The sequence below is a fragment of the Pseudomonas synxantha BG33R genome, from assembly GCF_000263715.2.
In the GTDB taxonomy this organism is placed as follows: domain Bacteria; phylum Pseudomonadota; class Gammaproteobacteria; order Pseudomonadales; family Pseudomonadaceae; genus Aquipseudomonas; species Aquipseudomonas synxantha_A.
Genome location: NZ_CM001514.1, coordinates 5,868,454 through 5,890,822, shown reverse-complemented (window position 1 = coordinate 5,890,822; position 22,369 = coordinate 5,868,454). Strand labels below are relative to the sequence as shown.

Below are 22,369 nucleotides of genomic sequence, written 5' to 3'. Positions count from 1 at the left end.
TGCTGACCCACCGCTATCGCAGGCAAGCCAGCTCCCACATTGGATCTCCATTGTTTGTGAGATACCAGCAACCCACGAATTCAAAGCGGAGCAGTTATGGTTGATCGGCACGACTACGTGGCCCTCGAATGGGTCAAGGGCGACATTGCCGAAACCCTGAAACAGGCCCGTTCGGCGCTGGACGCTTACGTTGAAACCGGCGACGGCGACACCCTCGACAATTGCCTGGCCGGGATCCACCAGGTGCATGGTGCGCTGCAAATGGTCGAGTTCTACGGCGCGGCGCTGTTGGCCGAAGAGATCGAGGAACTGGCCCTGGCGCTCCAGACCGATCGCGTCAGCCAGCGCGAAGAAAGCATCCGCCTGCTGCAACAAGCCCTCGGCCAGTTGCCGCTGTACCTGGACCGCGTACACAGCGCCCGCCGCGACCTGCCGCTGGTGGTACTGCCGCTGCTCAACGACCTGCGCACTGCGCGGGGTGAAAGCCTGTTGTCTGAAACCAGCCTGTTCAGCCCGCAACTGCTGTCGATCGCGCCGCTGCCTGATGAAACACTGGCCCAACGTGCAACGCCGCAGTTGCATGAGCAGTTGCGCCAATGGCACCCCCTGCTGCAACAAGCCCTCGCCGGGTTGCTGCGTGAAGACCATGGCCCGAGCAACCTGGAAGACATGGCACGGGTGTTCGCACGCCTTGAGGCGTTGTGCCAGGGCGCGCCGTTGTTACCGCTGTGGCAGGTGGCCTCGGCACTGGTCGAGGGCATGTTGACCGGCGTGGTCGCCAACAGCCCGGCGCTGCGCAGCCTGCTCAAGGCCAGCGGCAAGCAACTCAAGCGCCTGCTGGCCCAGGGCATTGGCGGCATCAATCAGCCTGCGCCGGATGAACTGCTCAAAAGCCTGTTGTTTTACGTGGCCAAAGTCACCCGACCGACGCCGCGCATGCAAAGCCTTAAAGAGCGCTACGGCCTGGATGAAGCTTTGCCCGACAGCGCCGTGGTCGACGCCGAGCGTGCGCGAATGGCCGGGCCGGACCGCAATGCCATGGGGTCGGTGCTCGGTGCCTTGTGTGAGGAGCTGGTGCGGGTCAAGGAGCGCCTCGATCTGTTCGTACGCAGCGACCGTCAGCACATCGACGAACTCGACGCGCTGCTGGCGCCCCTGCGGCAGATCGCCGACACCCTCGCCGTACTGGGTTTTGGCCAGCCGCGCAAAGTGATCATCGACCAGTTGGCTGTCGTGCTGAGCCTGGCCCAGGGGCAACGCGAACCCAATGACGCGGTGCTGATGGACGTGGCAGGCGCGTTGCTCTACGTCGAAGCCACGCTGGCGGGCATGATCGGCACGGTGGAGCCGCAAAGCCGCGAAGAAAGCCGGCTGCCCACCACCGACCTGACCCAGATCCATCAGTTGGTGATTGCTGAATCCTGCCAGTGCCTCAAACAAGCCAAGGAACTGGTGATCGACTGCATCGAAGCCCATTGGGACCGCCAGCGCCTGGAGTCCTTGCCGCAATTGCTGAGCCAGGTGCGTGGCGCGCTGGCGATGATCCCGTTGCCGCGTGCGGCGAGCCTGATGCGCGGCTGCACCGATTATGTCGACGAGCAGTTGATGATCAGCGACGTCGCGCCTTCGCCGGTGCAACTGGAGCAGTTCGCCGATGTGATCAGCAGCCTGGAGTATTACCTGGAACGCATGCTCCAGGACCCTGACGCCGCTGGCGAGCGTGTTCTGGAGCGGGCCACCCAAAGCCTGGCGGCGCTGGGTTATCTGCCGGCCGAAAAACCCTGGCGCCAGGCATTGGTCGCGCCCGATGGCGCACTGTCGACCGAACAGGCACCGAGCCAATCCCAATTTGACGCACTGGCAAGCCCCACGTCAGGCCTTAATCCTCCGGCTCTGCAACGCCCCGGCAGCCTGTTGCCACCGCCGGCGGGTGAAGAGCCGATTGACGATGAGCTGCGCGAAGTCTTCCTCGAAGAAACCGACGAAGTCCTCGACGTGCTGCACCGCAACCTGCCCAACAGTACGGACAAAACCGCCCAGGGCGAAATGCGCCGTGCCTTCCATACGTTGAAGGGCAGCGGTCGCATGGTCCGTGCCCTGGTGCTGGCCGAACTGGCCTGGGCCGTGGAAAACCTGCTCAACCGTGTGTTGGAACGCAGCGTCGCCCTTGGCGCCGAGGTGCAGCAGGTGCTGGATGAGGCCGTGGCCGTGCTGCCGGAATTGATCGCCGATTTTGCCATCGACGACCAACGCCAGCGCGACGAAGTCGACGCCCTGGCCGCCCGCGCCCATGCCTTGGCCAGTGGCGCGGCAACAACCGCTGGCGAGCCCCATGACCCGATGCTGATGGAGATCTTCCGCAACGAAGCCCAGAGCCATCTGGACAGCCTCAACCACTTCCTGCACCACGCCGCCGAACAGGTGCCGTTGCAGGTCAGTGATGAACTGCAACGCGCCCTGCATACGCTCAAGGGCAGTGCCTACATGGCCGGGGTGTTGCCCATCGCCGAACTGGCGCGCCCCCTCGACCACCTGACCCGCGAATACAAGGCCCATCGCTTACCCCTGGACCTGGACGAAGTGGAGTTGCTGCTGGAGGCCCAAGGGCTGTTCCAGGGTGGACTGCGCGACCTGGACAGCGATCCCCTGGCACCCATCCAGGGCGCGGCGGATCTGATCAGACGCACCCAAAGCCTGTTGGACCAGCAGCTTGCCGCGTTGCTCGAAGCCCCTGGCAGCGGCCTGCCGATCAAGCGCGATCGGCATCTGATCACCAACTTCCTGGCCCAGGGCATGGACATTCTGCTCGACGCCGACAACCTGTTGCGCCGCTGGCAGCAACATCCCGGCGAACGCCAGGAACTGACCGCCTTGCTGGATGAGCTGACCACCTTGGGGGAGGGCGCACACATCGCTGACCTGCACGCCATCGACGCGTTGTGCGAGGCCTTGCTCGACCTGTATGGCGCTGTGGAAGAAAGCAGCCTGGCGGTCAGCGAGCGGTTTTTCCATGAGGCGGAACAGGCTCATGAGGCGCTGATCAACATGCTCGACCAACTGGCTGCCGGCCAGGAAATCAGCCCGGCGCCTGCGCGGGTACAAGCCTTGCACGCGTTGCTGGATGACGCGCTGGACCCGTCCGCCACCGGCCTGATCAAAAGCGACGGCAGCCGCGCCCTGAGCATTTCGGAACTGGGCGCTGCCACTGCGCAGTTGGATCAGCAAACAGCCATGGATGATGAGATTGTCGACATCTTTCTTGAGGAGGCCGTCGATATCCTCGACAGTGCCGGGCAGTCCCTCAAGCGCTGGTTGCTGGAGCCCGAAAGCGCCGCGCCGTTGTCCTCACTGCAACGGGACCTGCACACCCTCAAGGGCGGTGCGCGCATGGCCGAAATCGACCCGGTGGGCGACTTGGCCCATGAGCTGGAGTGCCTGTACGAGGGCCTGGTGGACCGCCGCTACAGTTACACCCCCGAGCTGTCCCAGGTGCTGATGGCCAGCCACGAACGGTTGGCCTTGCAACTGGAAGAACTGCAACAGCAGCAGCCTTTGAGCGACGCTGCCGAGCTGATCGCCAAACTGCGTGAGCTGCGCCAGAACAGCGCGCCGGCGACTCCGGCTGCGGCGGCGCCGGCCTCGGGTGCAGACCCTGAATTGCTGGATATCTTCCTCGAAGAGGCCGCCGATATTCTCGACAGTTCAGGCAGCGCGTTGCTGCGCTGGCAGGCCGAGCCGGGCAACCGCCAGGAAGTCGAAACCCTGCTGCGTGACCTGCACACCCTCAAGGGCGGGGCGCGCATGGTGGAGATCGGGCCGATTGGCGATTTGGCCCATGAGCTGGAGTTTCTCTACGAGGGGCTATCCGCCGGGTTGCTGGCGCCGACCCCAGAGCTGTTTGCGCTGCTGCAAGGTTGCCATGATCGTTTGGCGCAGATGGTCGACGCCGTAGCGGATGGGCTGCCGGTGGGGGCGGTGGACAAACTTATCGAGCGCATCAAAAGCCTGGTGCACCCCAGTGTAGAGCCGGTGGTGCCCGTGGCGTTGCCTGCGGGCAAGGCTGAAGCCGTGGTCGACCCCGCTGCCGACATGGTGAAAATCTCCGCCGAACTGCTCGACGACCTGGTTAACCTCGCCGGTGAAACCTCGATTTTCCGTGGCCGTATTGAGCAGCAAGTCAACGATGCGCGCATTGCATTGAATGAAGTGCAAACCACCATCGAGCGGATGCGCGATCAATTGCGCCGGCTCGACAGCGAAACCCAGGGGCGCCTGCTCAGTCGTCAGCAGGCCGAGGCCGAACGCCTGGGCTACGAAGAGTTTGACCCACTGGAAATGGATCGCCATTCGCAGTTGCAGCAGCTGTCCCGCGCGCTGTCCGAATCGGCCTCCGACCTGCTCGACCTCAAGGACACCCTGGAGCAGCGCCATCAGGATGCCCACGATTTGCTCCAGCAACAGGCGCGCATCAACACCGAATTGCAGGAGGGCCTGATGCGCACGCGCATGGTGCCTTTCGAGCGGATGCTGCCACGCCTCAAGCGCATCGTGCGCCAAGTGGCGCAAGAGCTGGGCAAGGACGTGGAGTTCATCGTCGGCAATGCCGAAGGCGAGATGGACCGCAACGTGCTCGAACGCATGGCGGCGCCACTGGAACATATGCTGCGCAATGCCGTCGACCACGGCCTGGAATCGCGCGAGGTGCGGTTGCAGGCGGGCAAGCCGGAAAAGGGGCGCATTACCCTGGACCTGACCCACGAAGGCGGCGACATCGTCTTTGACATGCGTGACGACGGCGCCGGCGTGCCCCTTGAAGCGGTGCGACGCAAGGCGATCAAGCGCGGCCTGCTCGGCCCGGATCAAACCATCAGCGACCGCGACGTGCTGCAGTTCATCCTGCAGCCGGGCTTTTCCACGGCAGAAAAAATCACCCAGATCTCCGGGCGCGGCGTGGGTATGGACGTGGTACACGAAGAAGTGCGCCAACTCGGCGGTTCGATGGTGATCGATTCGACGCCGGGGGCGGGCGTGCATTTTCGCATTCGCTTGCCGTTTACGGTGTCGGTCAATCGGGCGCTGATGGTGCAATGCGCAGACGACCAATACGCGATTCCCCTCAACACCATCGAAGGTTTGGTGCGCGTGCTGCCCCATGAGCTGGCGGGGCACTACCAGCAAGACCCGCCGCACTATGAATATGCCGGCCAGCGCTACGAGTTGTTCTACCTGGGCGACCTGCTGCACACCGTCAGCCGCCCGAAACTGCTGGGCCAGTATCAGCCGGTGCCGGTGCTGCTGGTGCACTGCAATGAACGGCGCGTGGCGGTGCATGTGGACGCCATGGCCGGAACTCGGGAGATCGTGGTCAAGGGGCTGGGCCCGCAGTTTGCCGGGGTGCAGGGCTTGTCCGGGGCGACCATTCTCGGCGATGGCCGCGTGGTGTTGATCATCGACCTGTTGGCGCATATCCGCGCCCGCCAACCGGCCTTGCCGGCCCAGGCAGTGGATGTGCCACTGGTCCTCAACGACCCGCTGAAAAAACGCCCGCTGCTGGTGCTGGTGGTGGACGACTCGGTCACTGTGCGTAAAGTCACCAGCCGCCTGCTGGAGCGCAACGGCATGAACGTGCTCACCGCCAAGGACGGCATCGACGCCCTCGCCGTACTTGAAGAACACACCCCGGACCTGATGCTGCTCGACATCGAAATGCCGCGCATGGACGGCTTTGAAGTGGCCATCCAGATCCGCAACGACCCGCGCCTGATGCGCCTGCCGATCATCATGATCACCTCGCGCACCGGCCAGAAACACCGCGACCGCGCCATGGCCATTGGCGTCAACGACTACCTCGGCAAGCCGTACCAAGAGTCGGTGCTGCTGGAAAGCATCGCCTACTGGAGCAAGTCCCATGCTTGACCACCGCGCCAGCCAACTCACCGGCCTGCTGCTGCCCCTGGCCGACCGCCACCTGGTGCTGCCCAACGTGGCCATCGCCGAGCTGATCGACTTCCAGCGCGGCGAACCGGCCAGCGATGCACCGCCGTGGTACCTGCGGCAAGTGACCTGGCGTGATCGGCAAATCCCCTTGATCAGCTTTGAAGCCGTGTGCGGTGAAGCCAGCGTGACCGGCGAACGTTCGCGGATCGTAGTGTTGAATGCCTTGGGTGGCAGGCCCACGTTGAAATTCATTGCACTGGTGATCCAGGGCATTCCCCGCTCGTACAAACTCGACAGCGAGTTGAGCTATGTGGACGTGCCGCTGTGCCCGCTGGAACTGGCGGCGGTGCAGGTGGGCGAGCAGGTGGCGAAGGTGCCGGATTTGATGGGGTTGGAGGCGCTGCTGGTTGAGTCCGGCCTGGCCTGAACATAAGCCTTGTGAAATTCCAATGTGGGAGCTGGCTTGCCTGCGATAGCGGTGGGTCAGCAATACATCTGTATTTGACAGACCGCTATCGCAGGCAAGCCAGCTCCCACACTGAATTGTGCTTGGCCCAAGATCTCAATCAATCCGCGCAAACCGCTCAATTACCGGTTGCTCCCGATGCTCGGCCTGCCATAAGTCGTAGGCACTTTGCATCGACAACCATAATTGGGCTTTACTCACGCCAGCCCGTTCCAACCGAACGGCAAGGTCCGGGCTGACCGGGGCGTGGCCATGCAAGATCCTTGAAAAAGTCTCGCGGGCGAAGCCAAGACGTCGCGCCATCTCGGTAATGGTGATGCCCAAGGCTGGGATAACGTCCTCAAGTAAAATTTCACCTGGGTGAGGTGGGTTGTGCATCGGCATGTTGGTGCGTCCTTCGACTATGGGCATTCAACCGTGAAGGCTAGAAAGACTAGTTCCAAGCAACAACCCCAAAACGCTGTATGAAACTTCCTGCATGCTCTTCGACATAAAAGGCTTCGGATTTTTCCTGCAAGATTTTGGGCCGCGCATGAACTTGTGGTGAGAGGTCCGCACGCCTAGTCTTCGTCCCGTCATCGCAAAAAACGGTGACACGGACGTGCAAGTCCGGTTACATGTCGGCGCACCAACGCCCATAGCCATTCAACGGGCGTTTTTTATGCCTGCTGTACTCGTTATGGCGGCTGTGCGTGGGAGACTCTTCGGAGTCTGCCGGGGTCCGATATGCCCGGTCTTGCACACCTGCGCACAGCTGCCACCTTGATTCGCGTGCAAGCGGAAGAGGGCAGCTTCCATCACATATCGGAGCTGTAAATCATGATCAAACCTACCCCCAATCCACCCCTCTTCACCGTAAACCCCCACCAAAACACCGAAACCCTGCTGGTCAACGCCAGCGAAACCCTGTCCTCCCTCAACGCACTCACCTGCAACCTGGCTTTCGACCTGGACACTTCCCAGCGCGCCGTCATGCTTGGGATCCAGCAAATGGCAGAGTTCGGTCAGTTGTTGGTCGATAGGGCACTTGAGCAAATCAGCCCTTCGCCGGAATTTTCAAACGGTCCCAAATAGGGACTGATCGGTCCTTGTTTGGGACCGCTATCTAGCAGGCGCTACTAAGCAAGTGTGGGAGGGGGCTTGCCCCAATGTCAGTCAGTTAAGGACTTTTTGTAGGAGCGAGCTTGCTCGCGAAAAACTCACAGGCGCTGCGTTCATTCAGCAAGCCCCCGTTATCGTTGACGTTTTTCGCGAGCAAGCTCGCTCCCACCGTAGGCGATGACCGCTTAACTGACTGGCATTGGGGCAAGCCCCCTCCCACATTTTGAGCTTTGTTACTCCAGGCGTAACGGTCTGCCGCTGAGCTTGATTGATGGCCCCCGAATTCACTCCTAAGGTACAGCCCCACGACAGCAAACCCCGTGGAGCGACCATGACAACAACCATCACCCCCGACTCGCGCTGGACGCGGCGGCGCGACGAGAAGCAGCGGCGGCTCGGGCTGGTCAAACAGTATGCAGACGGGGCGGTGTTGCCCAGCGACAGGGTCGTCGAGGCCCTGGAAGCGCTGATCCTCCCAGGCGACCGCGTGGTGCTGGAGGGCAACAACCAGAAGCAGGCTGACTTCCTCTCGCGCTCCCTGGCCAAGGCTGACCCGGCCAAGCTCCACGATTTGCACATGATCATGCCCAGTGTCGGGCGCGCCGAGCACTTGGACTTGTTCGAGAAAGGCATCGCCCGCAAGCTCGACTTTTCCTTCGCCGGCACTCAATCCCTGCGCATCAGCCAGTTGCTGGAAGACGGCCTGCTGGAAATCGGCGCGATCCATACCTACATCGAACTCTATGCACGCCTGGTGGTGGACCTGATCCCCAACGTGGTGCTCTCGGCCGGCTTCATGGCCGACCGCGCCGGCAATATCTACACCGGCGCCAGCACCGAAGACACCCCGGCGCTGATCGAACCCGCGGCGTTCAGCGATGGCATTGTCATTGTGCAGGTCAACCAGTTGGTGGATGACGTCACCGACTTGCCCCGCGTGGACATCCCCGCAAGCTGGGTCGATTTCGTGGTGGTGGCCGACAAGCCGTTCTACATCGAACCGCTGTTCACTCGCGACCCGCGCCATATCAAACCGGTGCATGTGTTGATGGCGATGATGGCGATCCGTGGCATCTACGAAAAACACAATGTGCAGTCACTCAACCATGGCATCGGCTTCAACACCGCCGCCATCGAATTGATCCTGCCCACCTACGGCGAATCCCTGGGGCTCAAGGGCAAGATCTGCCGAAATTGGACCCTCAACCCACACCCCACGCTGATCCCGGCGATTGAAAGCGGTTGGGTCGAGAGCGTGCACTGCTTCGGCACCGAACTGGGTATGGAAAACTACATCGCCGCCCGCCCGGATGTGTTCTTCACCGGCCGCGACGGCTCGATGCGCTCCAACCGCATGTTCTGCCAACTGGCCGGCCAGTACGCGGTGGACCTGTTTATCGGCGCCACCCTGCAAGTCGACGGCGACGGGCATTCCAGCACCGTGACCCGTGGCCGCCTTGCCGGTTTCGGTGGTGCGCCGAATATGGGCCACGACCCACGTGGTCGTCGGCACGGCACACCGGCCTGGCTGGATATGCGCCATGACGATGCGCCCGAGGCCTTGCTTGAGCGCGGCAAAAAACTCGTGGTGCAGATGGTCGAGACCTTCCAGGAAGGCGGCAAACCGACCTTTGTCGACACCCTCGACGCGGTGGAAGTGGCACGCAAAAGCGGCATGCCGCTGGCGCCGATCATGATCTACGGCGACGACGTTACCCACTTGCTCACCGAAGAAGGCATCGCCTACCTCTACAAGGCGCGCTCCCTGGAAGAGCGCCAGGCAATGATCGCTGCCGTCGCCGGGGTGACGGCAATCGGTATGCGCCATAACCCCAAGGACACCGCCCGTATGCGTCGCGAAGGCTTGATCGCCTTGCCCGAAGACTTGGGTATCCGCCGCACCGATGCCACCCGCGAACTGTTGGCCGCCAAGAGCGTGGCCGACCTGGTGGAGTGGTCCGGTGGCTTGTACAACCCGCCCGCCAAATTCAGGAGCTGGTAAATGCGCGCTCTCAAACAGCATGAACTGAGCCTGGCCGATCGCCTGGCGGATATGGCCGTCGACGCGCTGATCGATGAAGCGGATTTGTCGCCTAAACCCGCCTTGGTAGACCGGCGCGGCAACGGCGCCCACAGCGATTTGCACCTGGGCCTGATGCACGCCTCGGCGCTGTCGTTGTGGCCGATGTTCAAGGAAATGGCCGAGGCCGCCCTTGAATTTGGTGAAGTCGGTGTACCCCTGCGTGAAGCGCTCGGCCGTATTGGCCGTGAAGGCGAGCAAGCGATGCTCATCACCACCCACGGCGTAAATACCCATCGCGGTGCGATCTGGGCCCTTGGTTTGCTCACTGCTGCAGCGGCCCTGCAACCACGTGCCGTTACGCTGAATGCAGCCAAACTGGCGCTGATTAACGATCGCTTTGCGCCGCAACCACTAAGCCATGGCGCACAGGTCGCGCAACGCTACGGCGCACGCGGTGCTCGCGAAGAGGCACAGCTGGGTTTCCCCTCGGTGATGCAACGCGGCCTGCCGCAATTGCATAAAAGCCGCGGGCAAAACGCCGGTGAGCAAAATGCCCGCCTGGATGCCTTGCTCGCGATCATGACCGAGCTGGCCGACACCTGCGTGCTCTACCGCGCTGGCTACGAAGGCTTGACCACCATGCAACAGGGCGCCCAGGCCGTGCTCGATGCCGGTGGCAGTGCAACCCTTGCGGGCCGCCGCCAACTGCACGCCCTGGACCAGCAACTGCTCGCCCTGAATGCCTCCCCTGGCGGCGCTGCTGACTTGCTGGCCGCTTGCCTGTTTATCGACCGCCTCGACGGAGCGTTGTGATGGAAACCTTATCCTTTGAATTCCCTGCCGGGCAGCCGCCAAAAGGCCGTGCGCTGGTGGGGTGTGTCGGTTCCGGCGACCTCGAAGTGCTGCTGGAACCAGGCACCGCCGGCACGCTGACTATCCAGGTGCAGACCTCGGTGAATGGCGCGCAGCAACGTTGGCAGCACCTGTTCGAGCGCATCTTCCAGGAGCAGACACCGCCTGCATTGAAGATTGATATCCACGATTTCGGTGCCACCCCCGGCGTGGTGCGTTTGCGCCTGGAGCAAGGTTTCGAGGAGGTCGGCCATGACTGAATTGCTCACCAAGCACAGCTTTGTCGAACTCGGTGCGCGGCAGCGCGCCAAGGCGCTGCTGGATGCTGGCACCTATCGCGAGTTGATCGACCCGTTCCAACGGGTCATGTCGCCGTGGCTCAGCCGTCAGGGCGTAGTGCCCCAGGCGGATGACGGCGTGGTCATCGCCAAAGGCAGCGTCGCTGGTCTACCGGTGGTGATTGCCGCGATCGAAGGTAACTTCCAGGGCGGCAGCCTTGGCGAAGTCGGCGGCGCGAAGATCGCAGGCGCTCTGGAACTGGCCGCCGAAGATAACCGCAACGGCATCCCGACCCGCGCCGTATTGCTGCTGGAAACCGGCGGCGTGCGCTTGCAGGAAGCCAACCTTGGCCTTGCGGCGATTGCCGATATTCACGCTGCGATTGTCGACCTGCGTCAGTACCAGCCGGTGGTCGGTGTGGTGGCGGGCAGTGTCGGTTGTTTCGGTGGTATGTCCATCGCGGCCGGGCTATGCAGTTACCTGGTGGTCACCCGTGAAGCGCGCCTGGGTTTGAATGGCCCGCAGGTCATCGAACAGGAGGCCGGCCTGCAAGAGTACGACTCCCGCGACCGGCCTTTCATCTGGAGCCTTACCGGCGGCGAGCAACGTTTCAACAGTGGCTTGGCCGACCGTTACGTGGCGGACGATGTGGTGCAGATCCAGCAGACCGTGAGCGCGCTGTTGCAACAAGGTGCGCCCGAACAACCCCGCAGCCGGCGCGCTGATTTCTACCTGTCGCGCCTGGCCGAACTCGACGCAACCGCGCAAATCGAACCCGCGACGGTTCGCGTTCTGTATCAGGGAGAACGCTCATGAGAGGGTTGCAGTGGTTCAACGCATTGAGCGTCGGCGCGACACTCGTAGAGGGCTTGCCGGACTCATTGAAAGTCGCAGACGGCGTATTGGGTGAACAGGCGGTGCGCTTTATCGCCGTGGTCCCCGACCCCAATAACCGCTTCCCGCGTGCACGCAATGGCGAAGTCGGGTTGCTGGAAGGTTGGGGGCTTGCCAAGGCCGTCGATGAAGCCATCGTGACGGGTGACAAACGCCCCATCATCGCCATCGTCGATGTGCCCAGCCAAGCCTATGGTCGCCGTGAAGAAGCCCTCGGCATTCACCAGGCCCTGGCCGCCGCTGCCGACAGCTACGCTCGCGCACGCCTGGCCGGCCACCCGGTGATTGCACTGCTGGTGGGCAAGGCCATGTCTGGCGCATTCCTGGCCCACGGTTACCAGGCCAATCGCTTGATTGCCCTGCGCGACCCTGGGGTGATGGTGCATGCCATGGGCAAGGCTTCGGCGGCGCGGGTGACGCTGCGCAGCGTCGAAGAATTGGAAGCCCTGGCCGCCAGCGTGCCGCCGATGGCCTATGACATCGACAGCTATGCCAGCCTGGGTTTGCTCTGGGAGACCTTGTCGGTGAGCCAGATTGAACAGCCGACGCCGGACGATGTGGTACGGGTCAGCGATTGCCTGGTGCATGCCATCAACGATGTCGCGCAGCCCGATTTAAAAGGACGTCTCGGTGCGACTAATCGCGCCGCCTCAAGCCACGTACGTCAACTGCTGCGGGAACAATGGTGAACGCCCACGATTTGCTCTGGGGCATGATGCCGGCGCATCTGCCCGCTGGCGCTCCGGCCTGGGCGCGGGACGCGCTGAGCGCCGGTCATCCAGTAGTGGTGCGGCGCGCCATTACCGAAGCGGGTCAAGTGGCGGTTGGCGTACGTGGGCGTCTACGTGAGCAGCGTTATGGGGCGGTGATGCCTGTTGCTGCGGTGCAACGGCGCGTGGCGCCCGAAGACTTGCGCCAGGTGATCTCGCCACGGGATTTACCGGCGCTGCGGGCGCTCCATCAACTGCGGCCAGTGTTGGCGCAGTATCACTGGGGCGTCAGCGGCAGCGCCGGATTTGAATTGGCGAGCGGCGTCGAAGCGTTGCATGCCATGAGTGACCTGGATTTGATCCTGCGCACGCCCGAGCCGCTTGATCGCAACTCGGCGCGTGCATTGCTGGCGAAACTCGACACCGCGCCATGCGCCGTTGACCTGCAATTGCAAACCCCGTTTGGTGCTGTTGCCTTGCGCGAATGGGCCGCAGGCTCACACCACGTACTGCTCAAAACCGTTGGCGGCGCACACCTTGTGCTCGACCCCTGGCAGGCCGTGGCATGAGCAGCCTGATGGTGTTTCCGGGGCAGGGCGCCCAGCGCGTGGGCATGCTCCAGGCGCTATCGGCCGAGGTTCTGGAAGAAGCCAGTGATGCCTTGGGTGAAGATGTTCGTCGGCTCGATTCGGCGCAAGCCTTGGCGAGCACGCGTGCGGTGCAACTGTGCCTGCTGATCGTCGGCGTTGCCCATGCACAGCAGTTGCGCCATACGCCTGACTACGTGGCGGGCCTGTCCATCGGCGCTTACCCGGCCGCCGTCATCGCCGGCGCCCTGGACTTCGCTGATGCGCTGAAACTGGTCAGCCTGCGTGGCGAGCTGATGCAACAGGCTTATCCACAGGGCTACGGCATGACCGCCCTGATCGGCCCCGATTTATCCACGGTTGAAGCCTTGCTGGCAGATATCCACAGCGCTGCAACTCCGGTGTATCTGGCCAATATAAACGCCGACAACCAGACCGTGATCGCCGGCAGCAATGAGGCGATGCAGCGTGTCGCCGAGCGCATCAAAGGCAACGGCATCGCCAAGCGTCTGGCAGTGAGCGTGCCGTCCCACTGTGCGCTGCTGGAAGCGCCGGCCAAGGTGCTTGCCCAAGCGTTCGTGCCACTCAAGGCGCCGCGTATCTCCTACCTGAGCAGCACGCGCGCGCGACCTATCCACAACCCCGAGCAACTGCGCGATGACCTGGCTTTCAATATGTGCCGCGTCGTCGACTGGCGCGGCACCGTGCAAAGCGCCTACGAGCGTGGCGTACGCCTGCAAATCGAACTGCCCCCGGGCGCGGTGCTCACTGGTCTGTCACGTCGCGTGTTCGAACAAGGCACGGTGATCGCCTGCGAAGGCGCACGCCTGGATACCTTGCAGGCCCTGCTGCAAGAGGAGGAACGCCGCCACCGATAAAGCAGCACCCAAGGCTTTCGAAGCACAAAAACAACAATTTCGAACGAGCACTTTGAGGACAACAATAATGATTATCTACGGTGTGGCATTGCTGGCAATCTGCACGCTTGCAGGCGTGATCATGGGCGACATGCTCGGCGTGTTGCTGGGCGTCAAATCCAACGTAGGCGGCGTGGGGATCGCGATGATCCTGCTGATCTGCGCGCGATTGTGGATGCAAAAGCGCGGCGGCATGACCAAGGACTGCGAGATGGGCGTGGGTTTCTGGGGCGCCATGTACATCCCGGTGGTGGTGGCGATGGCGGCCCAGCAAAACGTAGTAACGGCGCTGCATGGCGGCCCGGTTGCGGTGCTCGCGGCCATTGGTTCGGTCGTGGTGTGTGGTTGCACCATCGCCTTGATCAGCCGCACCCACAAGGGCGAGCCCTTGCCGCCCGAAGAACCGCTGACTCTCGTCGCGGGAGGTCGCTGATATGTGGGACCTCATTGAAAAAGGCTTGGAACATAACGGCCTGATTACCGCCTTTGGGTTCGTTGGCGTGGTGATGTGGATTTCCGTGGTGCTGTCCAAGCGCCTGACCTTCGGGCGCATTCATGGCTCGGCGATTGCCATTGTTATCGGCCTGGTCCTGGCCTGGGTCGGCGGCACGCTTACGGGTGGGCAAAAGGGCCTGGCGGACCTTGCGCTGTTTTCCGGGATCGGCCTGATGGGCGGTGCGATGTTGCGTGACTTCGCCATCGTCGCCACGGCGTTCGAAGTGCAAGCCACCGAGGCGCGCAAGGCCGGGATGATCGGTGTGATTGCACTGCTGCTGGGCACGATCCTGCCGTTTATTGTTGGCGCGAGCATGGCCTGGGCCTTTGGTTATCGCGATGCGATCAGCATGACCACTATCGGAGCTGGCGCTGTAACCTACATCGTCGGCCCGGTGACCGGCGCGGCGATTGGCGCGACCTCGGATGTGATGGCGCTGTCGATCGCAACGGGGTTGATCAAGGCGATACTGGTGATGGTTGGCACGCCGGTGGCGGCACGCTGGATGGGCCTGGATAACCCGCGTTCGGCGATGGTGTTCGGTGGGTTGGCCGGCACCGTGAGTGGTGTGACGGCGGGCCTGGCGGCGACGGATCGGCGGCTGGTACCGTATGGCGCGCTGACGGCGACGTTCCATACCGGGCTTGGGTGTTTGCTTGGCCCTTCGCTGCTGTACTTCATTGTGCGTGGGTTGGTGGGGTAGGTTTGCAGATTGTGGTGTTTGATCGGGCGCAATCGGGGGCAAGCCCCCTCCCACACTTGACCGAGTTTCAACCTGAGAATGCGGTCAAAATGTGAGAGGGGGCTTGCCCCCGATGGCATTTTCAAGCCTGGCGATTGGCATACATCCGACACTCCGCCAACAACGCCAGCAGGTTCGGGTCACGCTCCTTGGCCTTCAAGAACACCACGCCGATCTGCTGCTGCAACTGATACCGGGGTTGCAGCGGTATCAGCTTCACGCGGTTTTCATACACTGCTGCAATCCGCCCCGGCAGCAAGGCATAACCCACCCCTGAACTGACCATGCTCAGCAGGGTGAAGATGTCGTTCACCTGCATCGCCACCTTCGGCTCGAACCCCGCCTGCTTGAACACCCGATTGCCGTCCTGGTGCGTGGCAAAACCCTGGGTGAGGGTGATGAAGGTGGCGTCGCGCACGTCGGCCAGGTCGATTTCCAGATTGCGATCCAGAGGCGAATCGGCCGGGGTGGCGAGGAAGATGTCATCGCTGAACAGGGCGATCTGCTCACAGTCGGGGTCGTTGGCGTGTTCGTCGAGGGAGATGAGGATCGCGTCGACTCCCATGTTCTTGAGTTTGTAGAGCAGGTCGAAATTGGAGCCGAGGATCAGGTCGATGTTGAGTTCGCTGCGGCGGATCTTCAGGCCCATGATCAGTTGCGGTACGGTTTTTACCGTCAGCGAATACAGCGAGCCGAGCTTGAAACGCTCAGCGGAGAAGCCGGCGGCTTCGCGGGTCAGGCGTACGCTGTCGACCACATCGGCCACCAGTTTTTGTGCGCGTTCTTCAAGCACATAGGCGCTTTCCAGCGGGGTGAGGTTGCGACCTTCGTGTTTGAACAGCGGGCAGCGCAGGGCATTTTCCAGGGAGTGGATGGCGCGATGAACGCTGACATTGCTGGTTTGCAACTCGGCGGCGGCGCGGGCCAGGTTGCCGGTGCGCATGAACGCCAGGAAGATTTCCAGCTTCTTGAGGGTGAACTCTTCGTCGATCAGCATGGCCGTGGGCTCTTGTTCGATTGCGCTCGATTGTGCCTGCAAACGCAGCCCTCGTCGCTGGAACGTCACACGCTGCTTGCACTCTTATGCGCAAGGCTGGAGGCTTGCCGACAGTCGTCAACGATGAGGGGAGGTTAACGATAGATGTATCACGGGGAACGGTTCAACGCCTGGAGCCATTTGCTCGGTGCAGTCGCGGCGTGTATTGGCGCCGTGTGGATGTTGGTGGTGGCGAGCCTGGACGGCAGCCCCTGGAAGATCGTCAGCGTGGCGATTTATGGCTTTACCCTGATGGTGCTGTACAGCGCGTCGACCGTGTACCACAGCGTGCGGGGGCGGCGAAAAGAGATCATGCAAAAGGTCGATCACTTTTCGATCTACCTGTTGATCGCCGGCAGCTACACACCGTTCTGCCTGGTGACTCTGCGCGGGCCGTGGGGCTGGACGCTGTTCGGGATTGTGTGGGGGCTGGCGGTGATCGGCATCCTGCAGGAGATCAAGCCGCGCTCGGAGGCGCGGATTCTGTCCATCGTGATCTACGCGGTGATGGGCTGGATCGTACTCGTGGCAGTCAAGCCGCTGATAGCGGCGCTGGGCACGGCAGGGTTTATCTGGTTGGCGTCGGGCGGCGTGTTGTACACCGTGGGCATCATCTTTTTTGCCCTGGAAGATCGCCTGCGCCATTCCCATGGGATCTGGCATTTGTTTGTGATTGGCGGCAGCCTGCTGCATTTTGTGGCGATCATGCATTACGTGCTTTGAATGTGGGAGGGGGCTTCGGTGGTATTAGAGACGTGCCAGTAGCTCACAGGCGCGACTGCCGAAGATCTGCAGCAGCTTGGCCAGCATATGCGGCGGTGGTTCATCGCCACGGGTCAGGGCGTAGAGGGTGATCGGCAGGGGTGGCGTGAGGGTGCGGATGCAGGTGGTTGCCGTCGATGCGCCGAGGGCGGTAAAGGGGTCAATGACCGTCAAACCGGCGCCTGACTCCACCATCGCCCGGGCCAGGGAATAGGTTTGCACCGAGAGGGTCACGCGTGGCGGTGGATCGACGTTCTCCAGGTAGCTGTCCAGCTTGGTCGCCAGCGGATCAGCACTGGACAGCCCGATCAATGGCGCGCCCGCCAGTTCGCTCAGCGGCAATGGCTGGTTGATTTCAGCCGCCGACCAATAGCCCTTGGACGCCAATGCAACCAGCACGCCATTGGCCAGCACCTGGGTGGTCAACCCAGGATGGCCGGAAAAGTTGAGGGTCAGCGCCAGGTCGATTTCGCGCATCAACAACTTCTGGACCAGCTCACGGCTATGGTCGCTGGACAGCTCGCAAGCCATGTCGGGGTATTCGCGCTTCCATTCCAGAATCGCCGGAGGCAGCAGCGACAAGGCCAACGCCGGAATCGCACCAATGCGCACGCTTTGCCCTGGGGCGCGGCGCAGGCTCTTGGCTAGACGCCTTACACCTTGCAAGCTCTCGGTGACTTTCTCGACTTCGCTTTCCAGTGCCAAGGCTTCCGGCGTGGGCTGCAATTTGCCGCGCACCCGCGGAAACAGCGCAAAGCCCAGCTGCAATTCGGCGTGCTGCAACACTTTGGTCACCGCTGGTTGCGAGACGTGCAGCAACTGCGCGGCAGCACTGATCGAGCCAGTCTGGCGAATGGCCTGGAAGATTTCGATATGACGCAAGCGCATGGCAAGTCCATAACCTTTGTTTATAGGTGACCCATCTTTATTCATTGTCGGTGGCCTGTCACCTGCGCCTACGCTTGGTCTTCAGTTAATCAACGGTCGGGGGCTGGGATGGCCAGGCAGGTTTGCATCATCGGTGGTGGGGTTATCGGCTTGGCCAGTGCTTATGCTTTGGTACGGGCTGGCCATGAGGTAACGGTGATCGACGCCCGCGATACCTTGGGCAGCGAAACCAGTTTCGCCAACGGTGGGCAGCTGTCCTATCGCTATGTTGCGCCATTGGCCGACGCGGGCGTGCCGCTGCAGGCGATTGGGTGGCTGTTGCGCGGCGACTCGCCGCTGAAGCTGCGCCCACGGCTTGACCTCCAGCAATGGCGCTGGATGGCCGCGTTCATCGGTGCCTGCCGGGGCTCGGTGAACAAGCGCAACGCTGCCCACTTGCTGCGGCTGGCGAGCCTGAGTCAAGGCACCTTGCAGCAATGGCGTGTCGATGATCGCCTGGACGGCTTCGACTGGCGGCGCAACGGCAAGCTGGTGACCTTTCGCAATGCCGAGACGTTTGAGCGTGCACGCGCCAACGTCACTGACATCCTGCAGCAGCAGGTCCTGTCGATGGCCGATTGCCAACGCCTGGAACCTTCGTTGGCGGTGCAGGGTTTTGTCGGAGGCATCTATACGCCCAGTGAAGAAGTTGCAGACTGCCATTCCTTTTGCCAACGCCTGGCTGCAAGGTTGGAAGCGTCCGGGCGTTGCACATTTTTGCTGGGGCGCAAGGTTACCGGGATTCGTCACGCCGACGGTGCGGTGCAGGCCATCGAGTTGGGCCATGAAGTGATGCCGGTCGACCAACTGGTATTGGCTGCCGGGCATCGCAGCGCCGAGTTGGCATTGCCGCGCTTGTCCCTGCCGCTGTATCCGCTCAAGGGCTACAGCCTGAGCGTGCCGATCGGCGCGCAGCACAAGGCGCCGAACGTGAGCATCACCGACTATGACCGCAAGATCGTTTACGCGCGCATTGGTGAGCAACTGCGGATCGCGGCCATGGTGGATATTGTCGGCTTTGATGCGCGTCTTGAGCCCAAGCGCCTGGCGTTGATAAAGCGTCAGGCGCTGGAAACGTTTCCTTTGGCCGGTGACTACGCCCATGCGGTCGAGTGGGCCGGTATGCGCCCGGCAACACCGACGGGCGTGCCGTTGATCGGTGCCAGCGCCTACCGCAATTTGTGGTTGAACCTGGGGCATGGCGCACTGGGCTTCACCCTGGCCTGCGGTAGCGGCCAACTGCTGGCCGAGTTGATCGATCAGCGTTCCCCTTCCATTGATATGCAGGGCCTGACGCCCCGCGCCGCTTGAGGATACCCCTGTAACGCGGCGTGATTGCGGTACGTAAATAACCTCAAAAACCAACGGAGAATAACAATGAAAAAGATCCTGTTGACCGGCTGCACCCTGGGGCTTTTGTTGGGGGCAAACGTCCATGCGGCCGAAACGCCTCTGGAGGGCACCTTGAGCAAGATCGCCAGCGCCAAGGCCATCACCCTGGGGTATCGCGATGCGTCGGTGCCGTTTTCTTACATTGGGGATAACAGTGGCAAGCCGATGGGCTACTCGGTGGATCTGGCGAGCAAGATTGTCGAGCGCATCCAGCAGAAAATCGGGGTGAGTGAGCTCAAGGTGAAGTACAACCTGGTGACGTCCCAAACCCGTATCCCGCTGGTGCAGAACGGCACCGTCGATCTGGAATGTGGCTCCACCGGCGTGACCGCCGAGCGGCAGAAGCAGGTAGCATTTTCCTACGGGTTCATCTACGTGAAGGGGCAGTTGCTAACGGCCAAGGACAGCGGGATCAAAGGCTTTGTCGACCTCAAGGGCAAGAACGTGGTGACCACTGCCGGCACCACCAATGAACGCTTTCTCAAAAGTTACAACGCTGAACACAAAGCCAATATGTTCGTGATTAGCGCCAAGGACCATGGCGAGGCTTTCAAGATGCTCGAGACCGGCCGTGCGGTCGCGTTCTATATGGATGATGCGTTGCTTTACGGCGAGCGCGCCAAGGCCAAGGACCCGCACCACTGGGTGGTGGTGGGCGAGGAGCAGTCGCGGGAGATCTACAGCTGCATGGTGCGCAAGGACGACCCGCAGTTTCTCGCCGTGGTCAACGAGACTTTGGGTGATCTGTACCGTTCGGGAGAGATCAACGGGATTTACCAGCGCTGGTTTGAACAGCCGATCCCGCCGAAGGGTCTGAACCTGGAATTCCCGATGACCAGCGAGTTGAAGGCGATCATTGCCAAGCCGGTGAGTGATCCGGTGGAGTGATCGCTCCGTTTAGAAATCACCCCAGAGTTGCTGGGCGACCGACAGCGCCACCACGGGCGCGGTTTCGGTACGTAATACCCGTGGCCCCAACCGCGCAGCATGGAAGCCAGCGCCTTGGGCGGTGTCGACTTCGCCGTCGGTCAAGCCACCTTCCGGCCCGATCAGAAACGCCAGGCTCGAAGGCTTCGCGTGACTGATCATCGGCTCGGCGACTGGGTGCAGCACCAGTTTCAGGTCGGCTTCAGTTTGCTTCAGCCAGTCGGCCAGCAACACCGGTGCGTGAATCACCGGCACCGTTGAACGCCCACACTGCTCGCACGCGCTGATGGCAACCTGACGCCAGTGCAGCAGGCGTTTGTCGGCGCGCTCATCCTTGAGGCGCACTTCGCAGCGCTCGCTGAAGATCGGTGTGATCGCATTGACGCCCAGTTCAGTGGCTTTCTGGATCGCCCAATCCATGCGCTCACCCCGGGACAGGCCCTGGCCGAGGTGGATGTGCAGCGGCGATTCATCTTGGCCGGCAAAGCTTCGCGTCAGTTGCACGGTGACGCGTTTTTTACCGACTTCCAGCAGCGTGCCACTAAACTCCTGGCCAGAGCCGTCGAACAGCTGCACGGCATCGCCTTCACCCATGCGCAACACACGGCTGATGTAGTGCGCCTGGGCTTCGGGAAGTTCGTGATCGCCGAGGCTCAGCGGGGTGTCGGTGAAAAAGCGGGACAGTCTCATTTCTGTTCTCTGAAGAGGTGTATGCAGGAGCGAGCTTGCTGTGGCAAGTCGGTTCTTACAGGGGTTGGTATCAACCCGGGTCACGAAAGCCTGGGTGAAAATCTTTCGGCACCGCCACACTGACGTTGCTGTTAGTGGCGATATCAATCCCCTCGCTGGCCACTTCGGCCAGGAAGTCGATCTGCTCCGGTGTAATCACATAGGGCGGCAGGAAATACACCACGCTGCCCAGTGGCCGCAACAGCGCGCCGCGCTCCAGTGCGTGTTCGAATACCTTCAAGCCACGGCGTTCCTGCCACGGGTAGGCGGCCTTGGTGGCTTTGTCCTGCACCATCTCGATCGCCAGCACCATGCCCGTCTGGCGCACTTCCGCAACGTGAGGATGGTCCACCAGGTGCGCGGTGGCGGTCGCCATGCGCTGGGCCAGGGCCTTGTTGTTTTCGATCACGTTGTCTTCTTCAAAGATATCCAGCGTCGCCAAGGCTGCCGCGCACGCCAGCGGGTTGCCGGTGTAGCTGTGGGAGTGCAGGAAGGCGCGAAGGGTAGGGTAGTCGTCGTAGAAGGCACTGTAGACATCTTCGGTGGTGACCACGGCGGCCAGCGGCAAGTAGCCGCCGGTGAGGGCCTTGGACAGGCACAGGAAGTCCGGGCGGATGCCGGCCTGTTCACAGGCGAACATGCTGCCGGTGCGGCCGAAGCCCACGGCGATTTCGTCGTGGATCAAGTGCACGCTGTAGCGGTCGCAGGCCTCGCGCAGCAGCTTGAGGTACACCGGGTGGTACATCCTCATGCCGCCGGCGCCCTGGATCAGTGGCTCGACAATCACTGCGGCAACGGTATCGTGGTGGTCAGCCAGGGTCTGTTCCATGGCCAGGAACATGTTGCGCGAGTGTTCTTCCCAGCTCATGCCGTCGGGGCGCAGGTAGCAATCGGGGCTTGGCACTTTGATGGTGTCGAGCAGCAGCGCCTTGTAGGTCTCGGTAAACAACGGCACGTCGCCTACCGACATCGCGGCGATGGTTTCGCCGTGGTAGCTGTTGGTCAGGGTGACGAAGCGCTTCTTGTTCGGCAGGCCACGGTTGAGCCAGTAGTGAAAGCTCATCTTCAATGCGACTTCGATACAGGATGAACCGTTATCGGCGTAGAAGCAGCGCGTCAGGCCTTCAGGCGTCATCTGCACGAGGCGCTCGGACAACTCGATCACTGGCTGGTGGCTGAAACCGGCGAGGATCACATGCTCCAACTGATCGACCTGGTCCTTGATGCGCTGGTTGATGCGCGGGTTGGCGTGGCCGAACACGTTGACCCACCAGGAGCTGACGGCGTCGAGGTAGCGTTTGCCTTCGAAGTCTTCCAGCCATACGCCTTCACCGCGCTTGATCGGAATCAGCGGCAGTTGCTGGTGGTCTTTCATCTGGGTGCAGGGATGCCACAGCACCGCGAGGTCGCGTTGCATCCACTGGTTGTTCAAGCCCATCGGTGATCTCCTCGAAGCGGTCCTGCGGCGCGCGCAGGCGAAACAATCGCGCAAGCCTATGCAATGGTGGCGAGTGTCACAAGCCATTGTGGGGCAATTGGCGGTAAATGCAGGACGGTCTGTCGCGTTTCTTGGGAATAGTCTTAATCCCTTG

The 22,369-nt window shown here is 62.0% G+C and carries 20 protein-coding genes; 15 read left to right on the top strand and 5 right to left on the bottom strand.

Annotated elements, in window-relative coordinates:
• Window positions 1-96: 96 nt before the first annotated feature.
• Both PSEBG33_RS01860 and PSEBG33_RS01865 read left to right on the top strand, forming a co-directional pair.
• The gene (locus PSEBG33_RS01860) at window positions 97-5,916 is read left to right on the top strand and encodes an Hpt domain-containing protein (protein WP_005792249.1); all 5,820 of its coding nucleotides are present in this window, start codon (window positions 97-99) and stop codon (window positions 5,914-5,916) included.
• A complete protein-coding gene (locus PSEBG33_RS01865; protein ID WP_005792246.1) occupies window positions 5,909-6,364 on the top strand; it encodes a chemotaxis protein CheW in 456 nt (151 codons plus the stop codon). Before PSEBG33_RS01860 ends, PSEBG33_RS01865 begins: the two co-directional genes overlap by 8 nt.
• A 135-nt stretch (window positions 6,365-6,499) precedes the next feature.
• Here PSEBG33_RS01865 and PSEBG33_RS01870 read toward each other — a convergent pair whose 3' ends face one another.
• Complete coding sequence (locus tag PSEBG33_RS01870; protein ID WP_005792245.1) at window positions 6,500-6,787, bottom strand: HigA family addiction module antitoxin; 288 nt, start codon at window positions 6,785-6,787, stop codon at window positions 6,500-6,502.
• Window positions 6,788-7,222: 435 nt separating this feature from the next.
• Here PSEBG33_RS01870 and PSEBG33_RS01875 point away from each other — a divergent pair, with 435 nt between their 5' ends.
• From PSEBG33_RS01875 to madM, 10 genes are all read left to right on the top strand, one after another.
• On the top strand, window positions 7,223-7,477 hold the full coding sequence (locus PSEBG33_RS01875) for a DUF6124 family protein (RefSeq protein ID WP_005792244.1): 255 nt from the start codon (window positions 7,223-7,225) through the stop codon (window positions 7,475-7,477).
• A gap of 358 nt (window positions 7,478-7,835) precedes the next feature.
• Complete coding sequence (mdcA, locus tag PSEBG33_RS01880) at window positions 7,836-9,506, top strand: malonate decarboxylase subunit alpha (RefSeq protein WP_005792243.1); 1,671 nt, start codon at window positions 7,836-7,838, stop codon at window positions 9,504-9,506.
• Window positions 9,507-10,340, top strand: coding sequence for a triphosphoribosyl-dephospho-CoA synthase (locus PSEBG33_RS01885; protein WP_005792242.1), 834 nt, complete (start codon window positions 9,507-9,509; stop codon window positions 10,338-10,340). It begins immediately after the preceding gene.
• Window positions 10,340-10,639: a malonate decarboxylase subunit delta gene (locus PSEBG33_RS01890; protein ID WP_005792241.1), complete on the top strand. Its 300-nt coding sequence runs from the start codon at window positions 10,340-10,342 to the stop codon at window positions 10,637-10,639. Before PSEBG33_RS01885 ends, PSEBG33_RS01890 begins: the two co-directional genes overlap by 1 nt.
• Complete coding sequence (locus PSEBG33_RS01895; RefSeq protein ID WP_005792240.1) at window positions 10,632-11,474, top strand: biotin-independent malonate decarboxylase subunit beta; 843 nt, start codon at window positions 10,632-10,634, stop codon at window positions 11,472-11,474. Before PSEBG33_RS01890 ends, PSEBG33_RS01895 begins: the two co-directional genes overlap by 8 nt.
• The gene (gene mdcE, locus PSEBG33_RS01900) at window positions 11,471-12,241 is read left to right on the top strand and encodes a biotin-independent malonate decarboxylase subunit gamma (RefSeq protein ID WP_005792239.1); all 771 of its coding nucleotides are present in this window, start codon (window positions 11,471-11,473) and stop codon (window positions 12,239-12,241) included. Before PSEBG33_RS01895 ends, mdcE begins: the two co-directional genes overlap by 4 nt.
• On the top strand, window positions 12,235-12,831 hold the full coding sequence (locus tag PSEBG33_RS01905) for a malonate decarboxylase holo-ACP synthase (RefSeq protein WP_032803742.1): 597 nt from the start codon (window positions 12,235-12,237) through the stop codon (window positions 12,829-12,831). Before mdcE ends, PSEBG33_RS01905 begins: the two co-directional genes overlap by 7 nt.
• Window positions 12,828-13,727 (top strand): malonate decarboxylase subunit epsilon, encoded by a 900-nt coding sequence (gene mdcH, locus PSEBG33_RS01910; protein WP_005792237.1) that lies wholly within the window; start codon window positions 12,828-12,830, stop codon window positions 13,725-13,727. Before PSEBG33_RS01905 ends, mdcH begins: the two co-directional genes overlap by 4 nt.
• A gap of 67 nt (window positions 13,728-13,794) precedes the next feature.
• On the top strand, window positions 13,795-14,199 hold the full coding sequence (gene madL / locus PSEBG33_RS01915; RefSeq protein WP_032803741.1) for a malonate transporter subunit MadL: 405 nt from the start codon (window positions 13,795-13,797) through the stop codon (window positions 14,197-14,199).
• 1 nt (window position 14,200) lies between these two features.
• Window positions 14,201-14,965 (top strand): malonate transporter subunit MadM, encoded by a 765-nt coding sequence (gene madM / locus PSEBG33_RS01920; RefSeq protein WP_005792235.1) that lies wholly within the window; start codon window positions 14,201-14,203, stop codon window positions 14,963-14,965.
• Window positions 14,966-15,086: 121 nt separating this feature from the next.
• Here madM and PSEBG33_RS01925 read toward each other — a convergent pair whose 3' ends face one another.
• Window positions 15,087-16,001: a LysR substrate-binding domain-containing protein gene (locus PSEBG33_RS01925; protein WP_005792234.1), complete on the bottom strand. Its 915-nt coding sequence runs from the start codon at window positions 15,999-16,001 to the stop codon at window positions 15,087-15,089.
• Window positions 16,002-16,145: 144 nt separating this feature from the next.
• Between PSEBG33_RS01925 and trhA the strand changes: the two genes are divergently transcribed.
• Window positions 16,146-16,763, top strand: coding sequence for a PAQR family membrane homeostasis protein TrhA (gene trhA, locus PSEBG33_RS01930; RefSeq protein ID WP_005792233.1), 618 nt, complete (start codon window positions 16,146-16,148; stop codon window positions 16,761-16,763).
• A 24-nt stretch (window positions 16,764-16,787) separates the two neighbouring features.
• Here trhA and PSEBG33_RS01935 read toward each other — a convergent pair whose 3' ends face one another.
• A complete protein-coding gene (locus PSEBG33_RS01935; protein ID WP_005792231.1) occupies window positions 16,788-17,690 on the bottom strand; it encodes a LysR family transcriptional regulator in 903 nt (300 codons plus the stop codon).
• A 108-nt stretch (window positions 17,691-17,798) separates the two neighbouring features.
• Between PSEBG33_RS01935 and PSEBG33_RS01940 the strand changes: the two genes are divergently transcribed.
• Window positions 17,799-19,040 (top strand): D-amino acid dehydrogenase, encoded by a 1,242-nt coding sequence (locus PSEBG33_RS01940; protein WP_005792230.1) that lies wholly within the window; start codon window positions 17,799-17,801, stop codon window positions 19,038-19,040.
• Between the two features lie 66 nt (window positions 19,041-19,106).
• Window positions 19,107-20,009, top strand: coding sequence for a transporter substrate-binding domain-containing protein (locus tag PSEBG33_RS01945; protein ID WP_005792229.1), 903 nt, complete (start codon window positions 19,107-19,109; stop codon window positions 20,007-20,009).
• 9 nt (window positions 20,010-20,018) lie between these two features.
• Here the strand turns inward: PSEBG33_RS01945 and PSEBG33_RS01950 are convergent, their stop codons facing one another.
• Together PSEBG33_RS01950 and PSEBG33_RS01955 are read right to left on the bottom strand one after the other, a co-directional pair.
• A complete protein-coding gene (locus tag PSEBG33_RS01950; RefSeq protein ID WP_005792227.1) occupies window positions 20,019-20,738 on the bottom strand; it encodes a 16S rRNA (uracil(1498)-N(3))-methyltransferase in 720 nt (239 codons plus the stop codon).
• A gap of 70 nt (window positions 20,739-20,808) precedes the next feature.
• Window positions 20,809-22,215 (bottom strand): adenosylmethionine--8-amino-7-oxononanoate transaminase, encoded by a 1,407-nt coding sequence (locus tag PSEBG33_RS01955; RefSeq protein WP_005792226.1) that lies wholly within the window; start codon window positions 22,213-22,215, stop codon window positions 20,809-20,811.
• Between the last annotated feature and the right edge of the window lie 154 nt (window positions 22,216-22,369).

Excerpts from the sequence above, each read along its gene's own strand:
- PSEBG33_RS01890 (WP_005792241.1), top strand. The coding sequence starts at position 10,340 with ATGGAAACCTTATCCTTTGAATTCCCTGCCGGGCAGCCGCCAAAAGGC.
- madL (WP_032803741.1), top strand. The coding sequence starts at position 13,795 with ATGATTATCTACGGTGTGGCATTGCTGGCAATCTGCACGCTTGCAGGC.
- PSEBG33_RS01935 (WP_005792231.1), bottom strand. The coding sequence starts at position 17,690 with ATGCGCTTGCGTCATATCGAAATCTTCCAGGCCATTCGCCAGACTGGC.
- PSEBG33_RS01885 (WP_005792242.1), top strand. The coding sequence starts at position 9,507 with ATGCGCGCTCTCAAACAGCATGAACTGAGCCTGGCCGATCGCCTGGCG.
- PSEBG33_RS01940 (WP_005792230.1), top strand. The coding sequence starts at position 17,799 with ATGGCCAGGCAGGTTTGCATCATCGGTGGTGGGGTTATCGGCTTGGCC.
- PSEBG33_RS01950 (WP_005792227.1), bottom strand. The coding sequence starts at position 20,738 with ATGAGACTGTCCCGCTTTTTCACCGACACCCCGCTGAGCCTCGGCGAT.
- PSEBG33_RS01875 (WP_005792244.1), top strand. The coding sequence starts at position 7,223 with ATGATCAAACCTACCCCCAATCCACCCCTCTTCACCGTAAACCCCCAC.
- PSEBG33_RS01955 (WP_005792226.1), bottom strand. The coding sequence starts at position 22,215 with ATGGGCTTGAACAACCAGTGGATGCAACGCGACCTCGCGGTGCTGTGG.
- madM (WP_005792235.1), top strand. The coding sequence starts at position 14,201 with ATGTGGGACCTCATTGAAAAAGGCTTGGAACATAACGGCCTGATTACC.
- PSEBG33_RS01905 (WP_032803742.1), top strand. The coding sequence starts at position 12,235 with ATGGTGAACGCCCACGATTTGCTCTGGGGCATGATGCCGGCGCATCTG.
- mdcE (WP_005792239.1), top strand. The coding sequence starts at position 11,471 with ATGAGAGGGTTGCAGTGGTTCAACGCATTGAGCGTCGGCGCGACACTC.
- PSEBG33_RS01865 (WP_005792246.1), top strand. The coding sequence starts at position 5,909 with ATGCTTGACCACCGCGCCAGCCAACTCACCGGCCTGCTGCTGCCCCTG.
- PSEBG33_RS01945 (WP_005792229.1), top strand. The coding sequence starts at position 19,107 with ATGAAAAAGATCCTGTTGACCGGCTGCACCCTGGGGCTTTTGTTGGGG.
- trhA (WP_005792233.1), top strand. The coding sequence starts at position 16,146 with ATGTATCACGGGGAACGGTTCAACGCCTGGAGCCATTTGCTCGGTGCA.
- PSEBG33_RS01860 (WP_005792249.1), top strand. The coding sequence starts at position 97 with ATGGTTGATCGGCACGACTACGTGGCCCTCGAATGGGTCAAGGGCGAC.
- PSEBG33_RS01895 (WP_005792240.1), top strand. The coding sequence starts at position 10,632 with ATGACTGAATTGCTCACCAAGCACAGCTTTGTCGAACTCGGTGCGCGG.
- PSEBG33_RS01870 (WP_005792245.1), bottom strand. The coding sequence starts at position 6,787 with ATGCCGATGCACAACCCACCTCACCCAGGTGAAATTTTACTTGAGGAC.
- mdcA (WP_005792243.1), top strand. The coding sequence starts at position 7,836 with ATGACAACAACCATCACCCCCGACTCGCGCTGGACGCGGCGGCGCGAC.
- mdcH (WP_005792237.1), top strand. The coding sequence starts at position 12,828 with ATGAGCAGCCTGATGGTGTTTCCGGGGCAGGGCGCCCAGCGCGTGGGC.
- PSEBG33_RS01925 (WP_005792234.1), bottom strand. The coding sequence starts at position 16,001 with ATGCTGATCGACGAAGAGTTCACCCTCAAGAAGCTGGAAATCTTCCTG.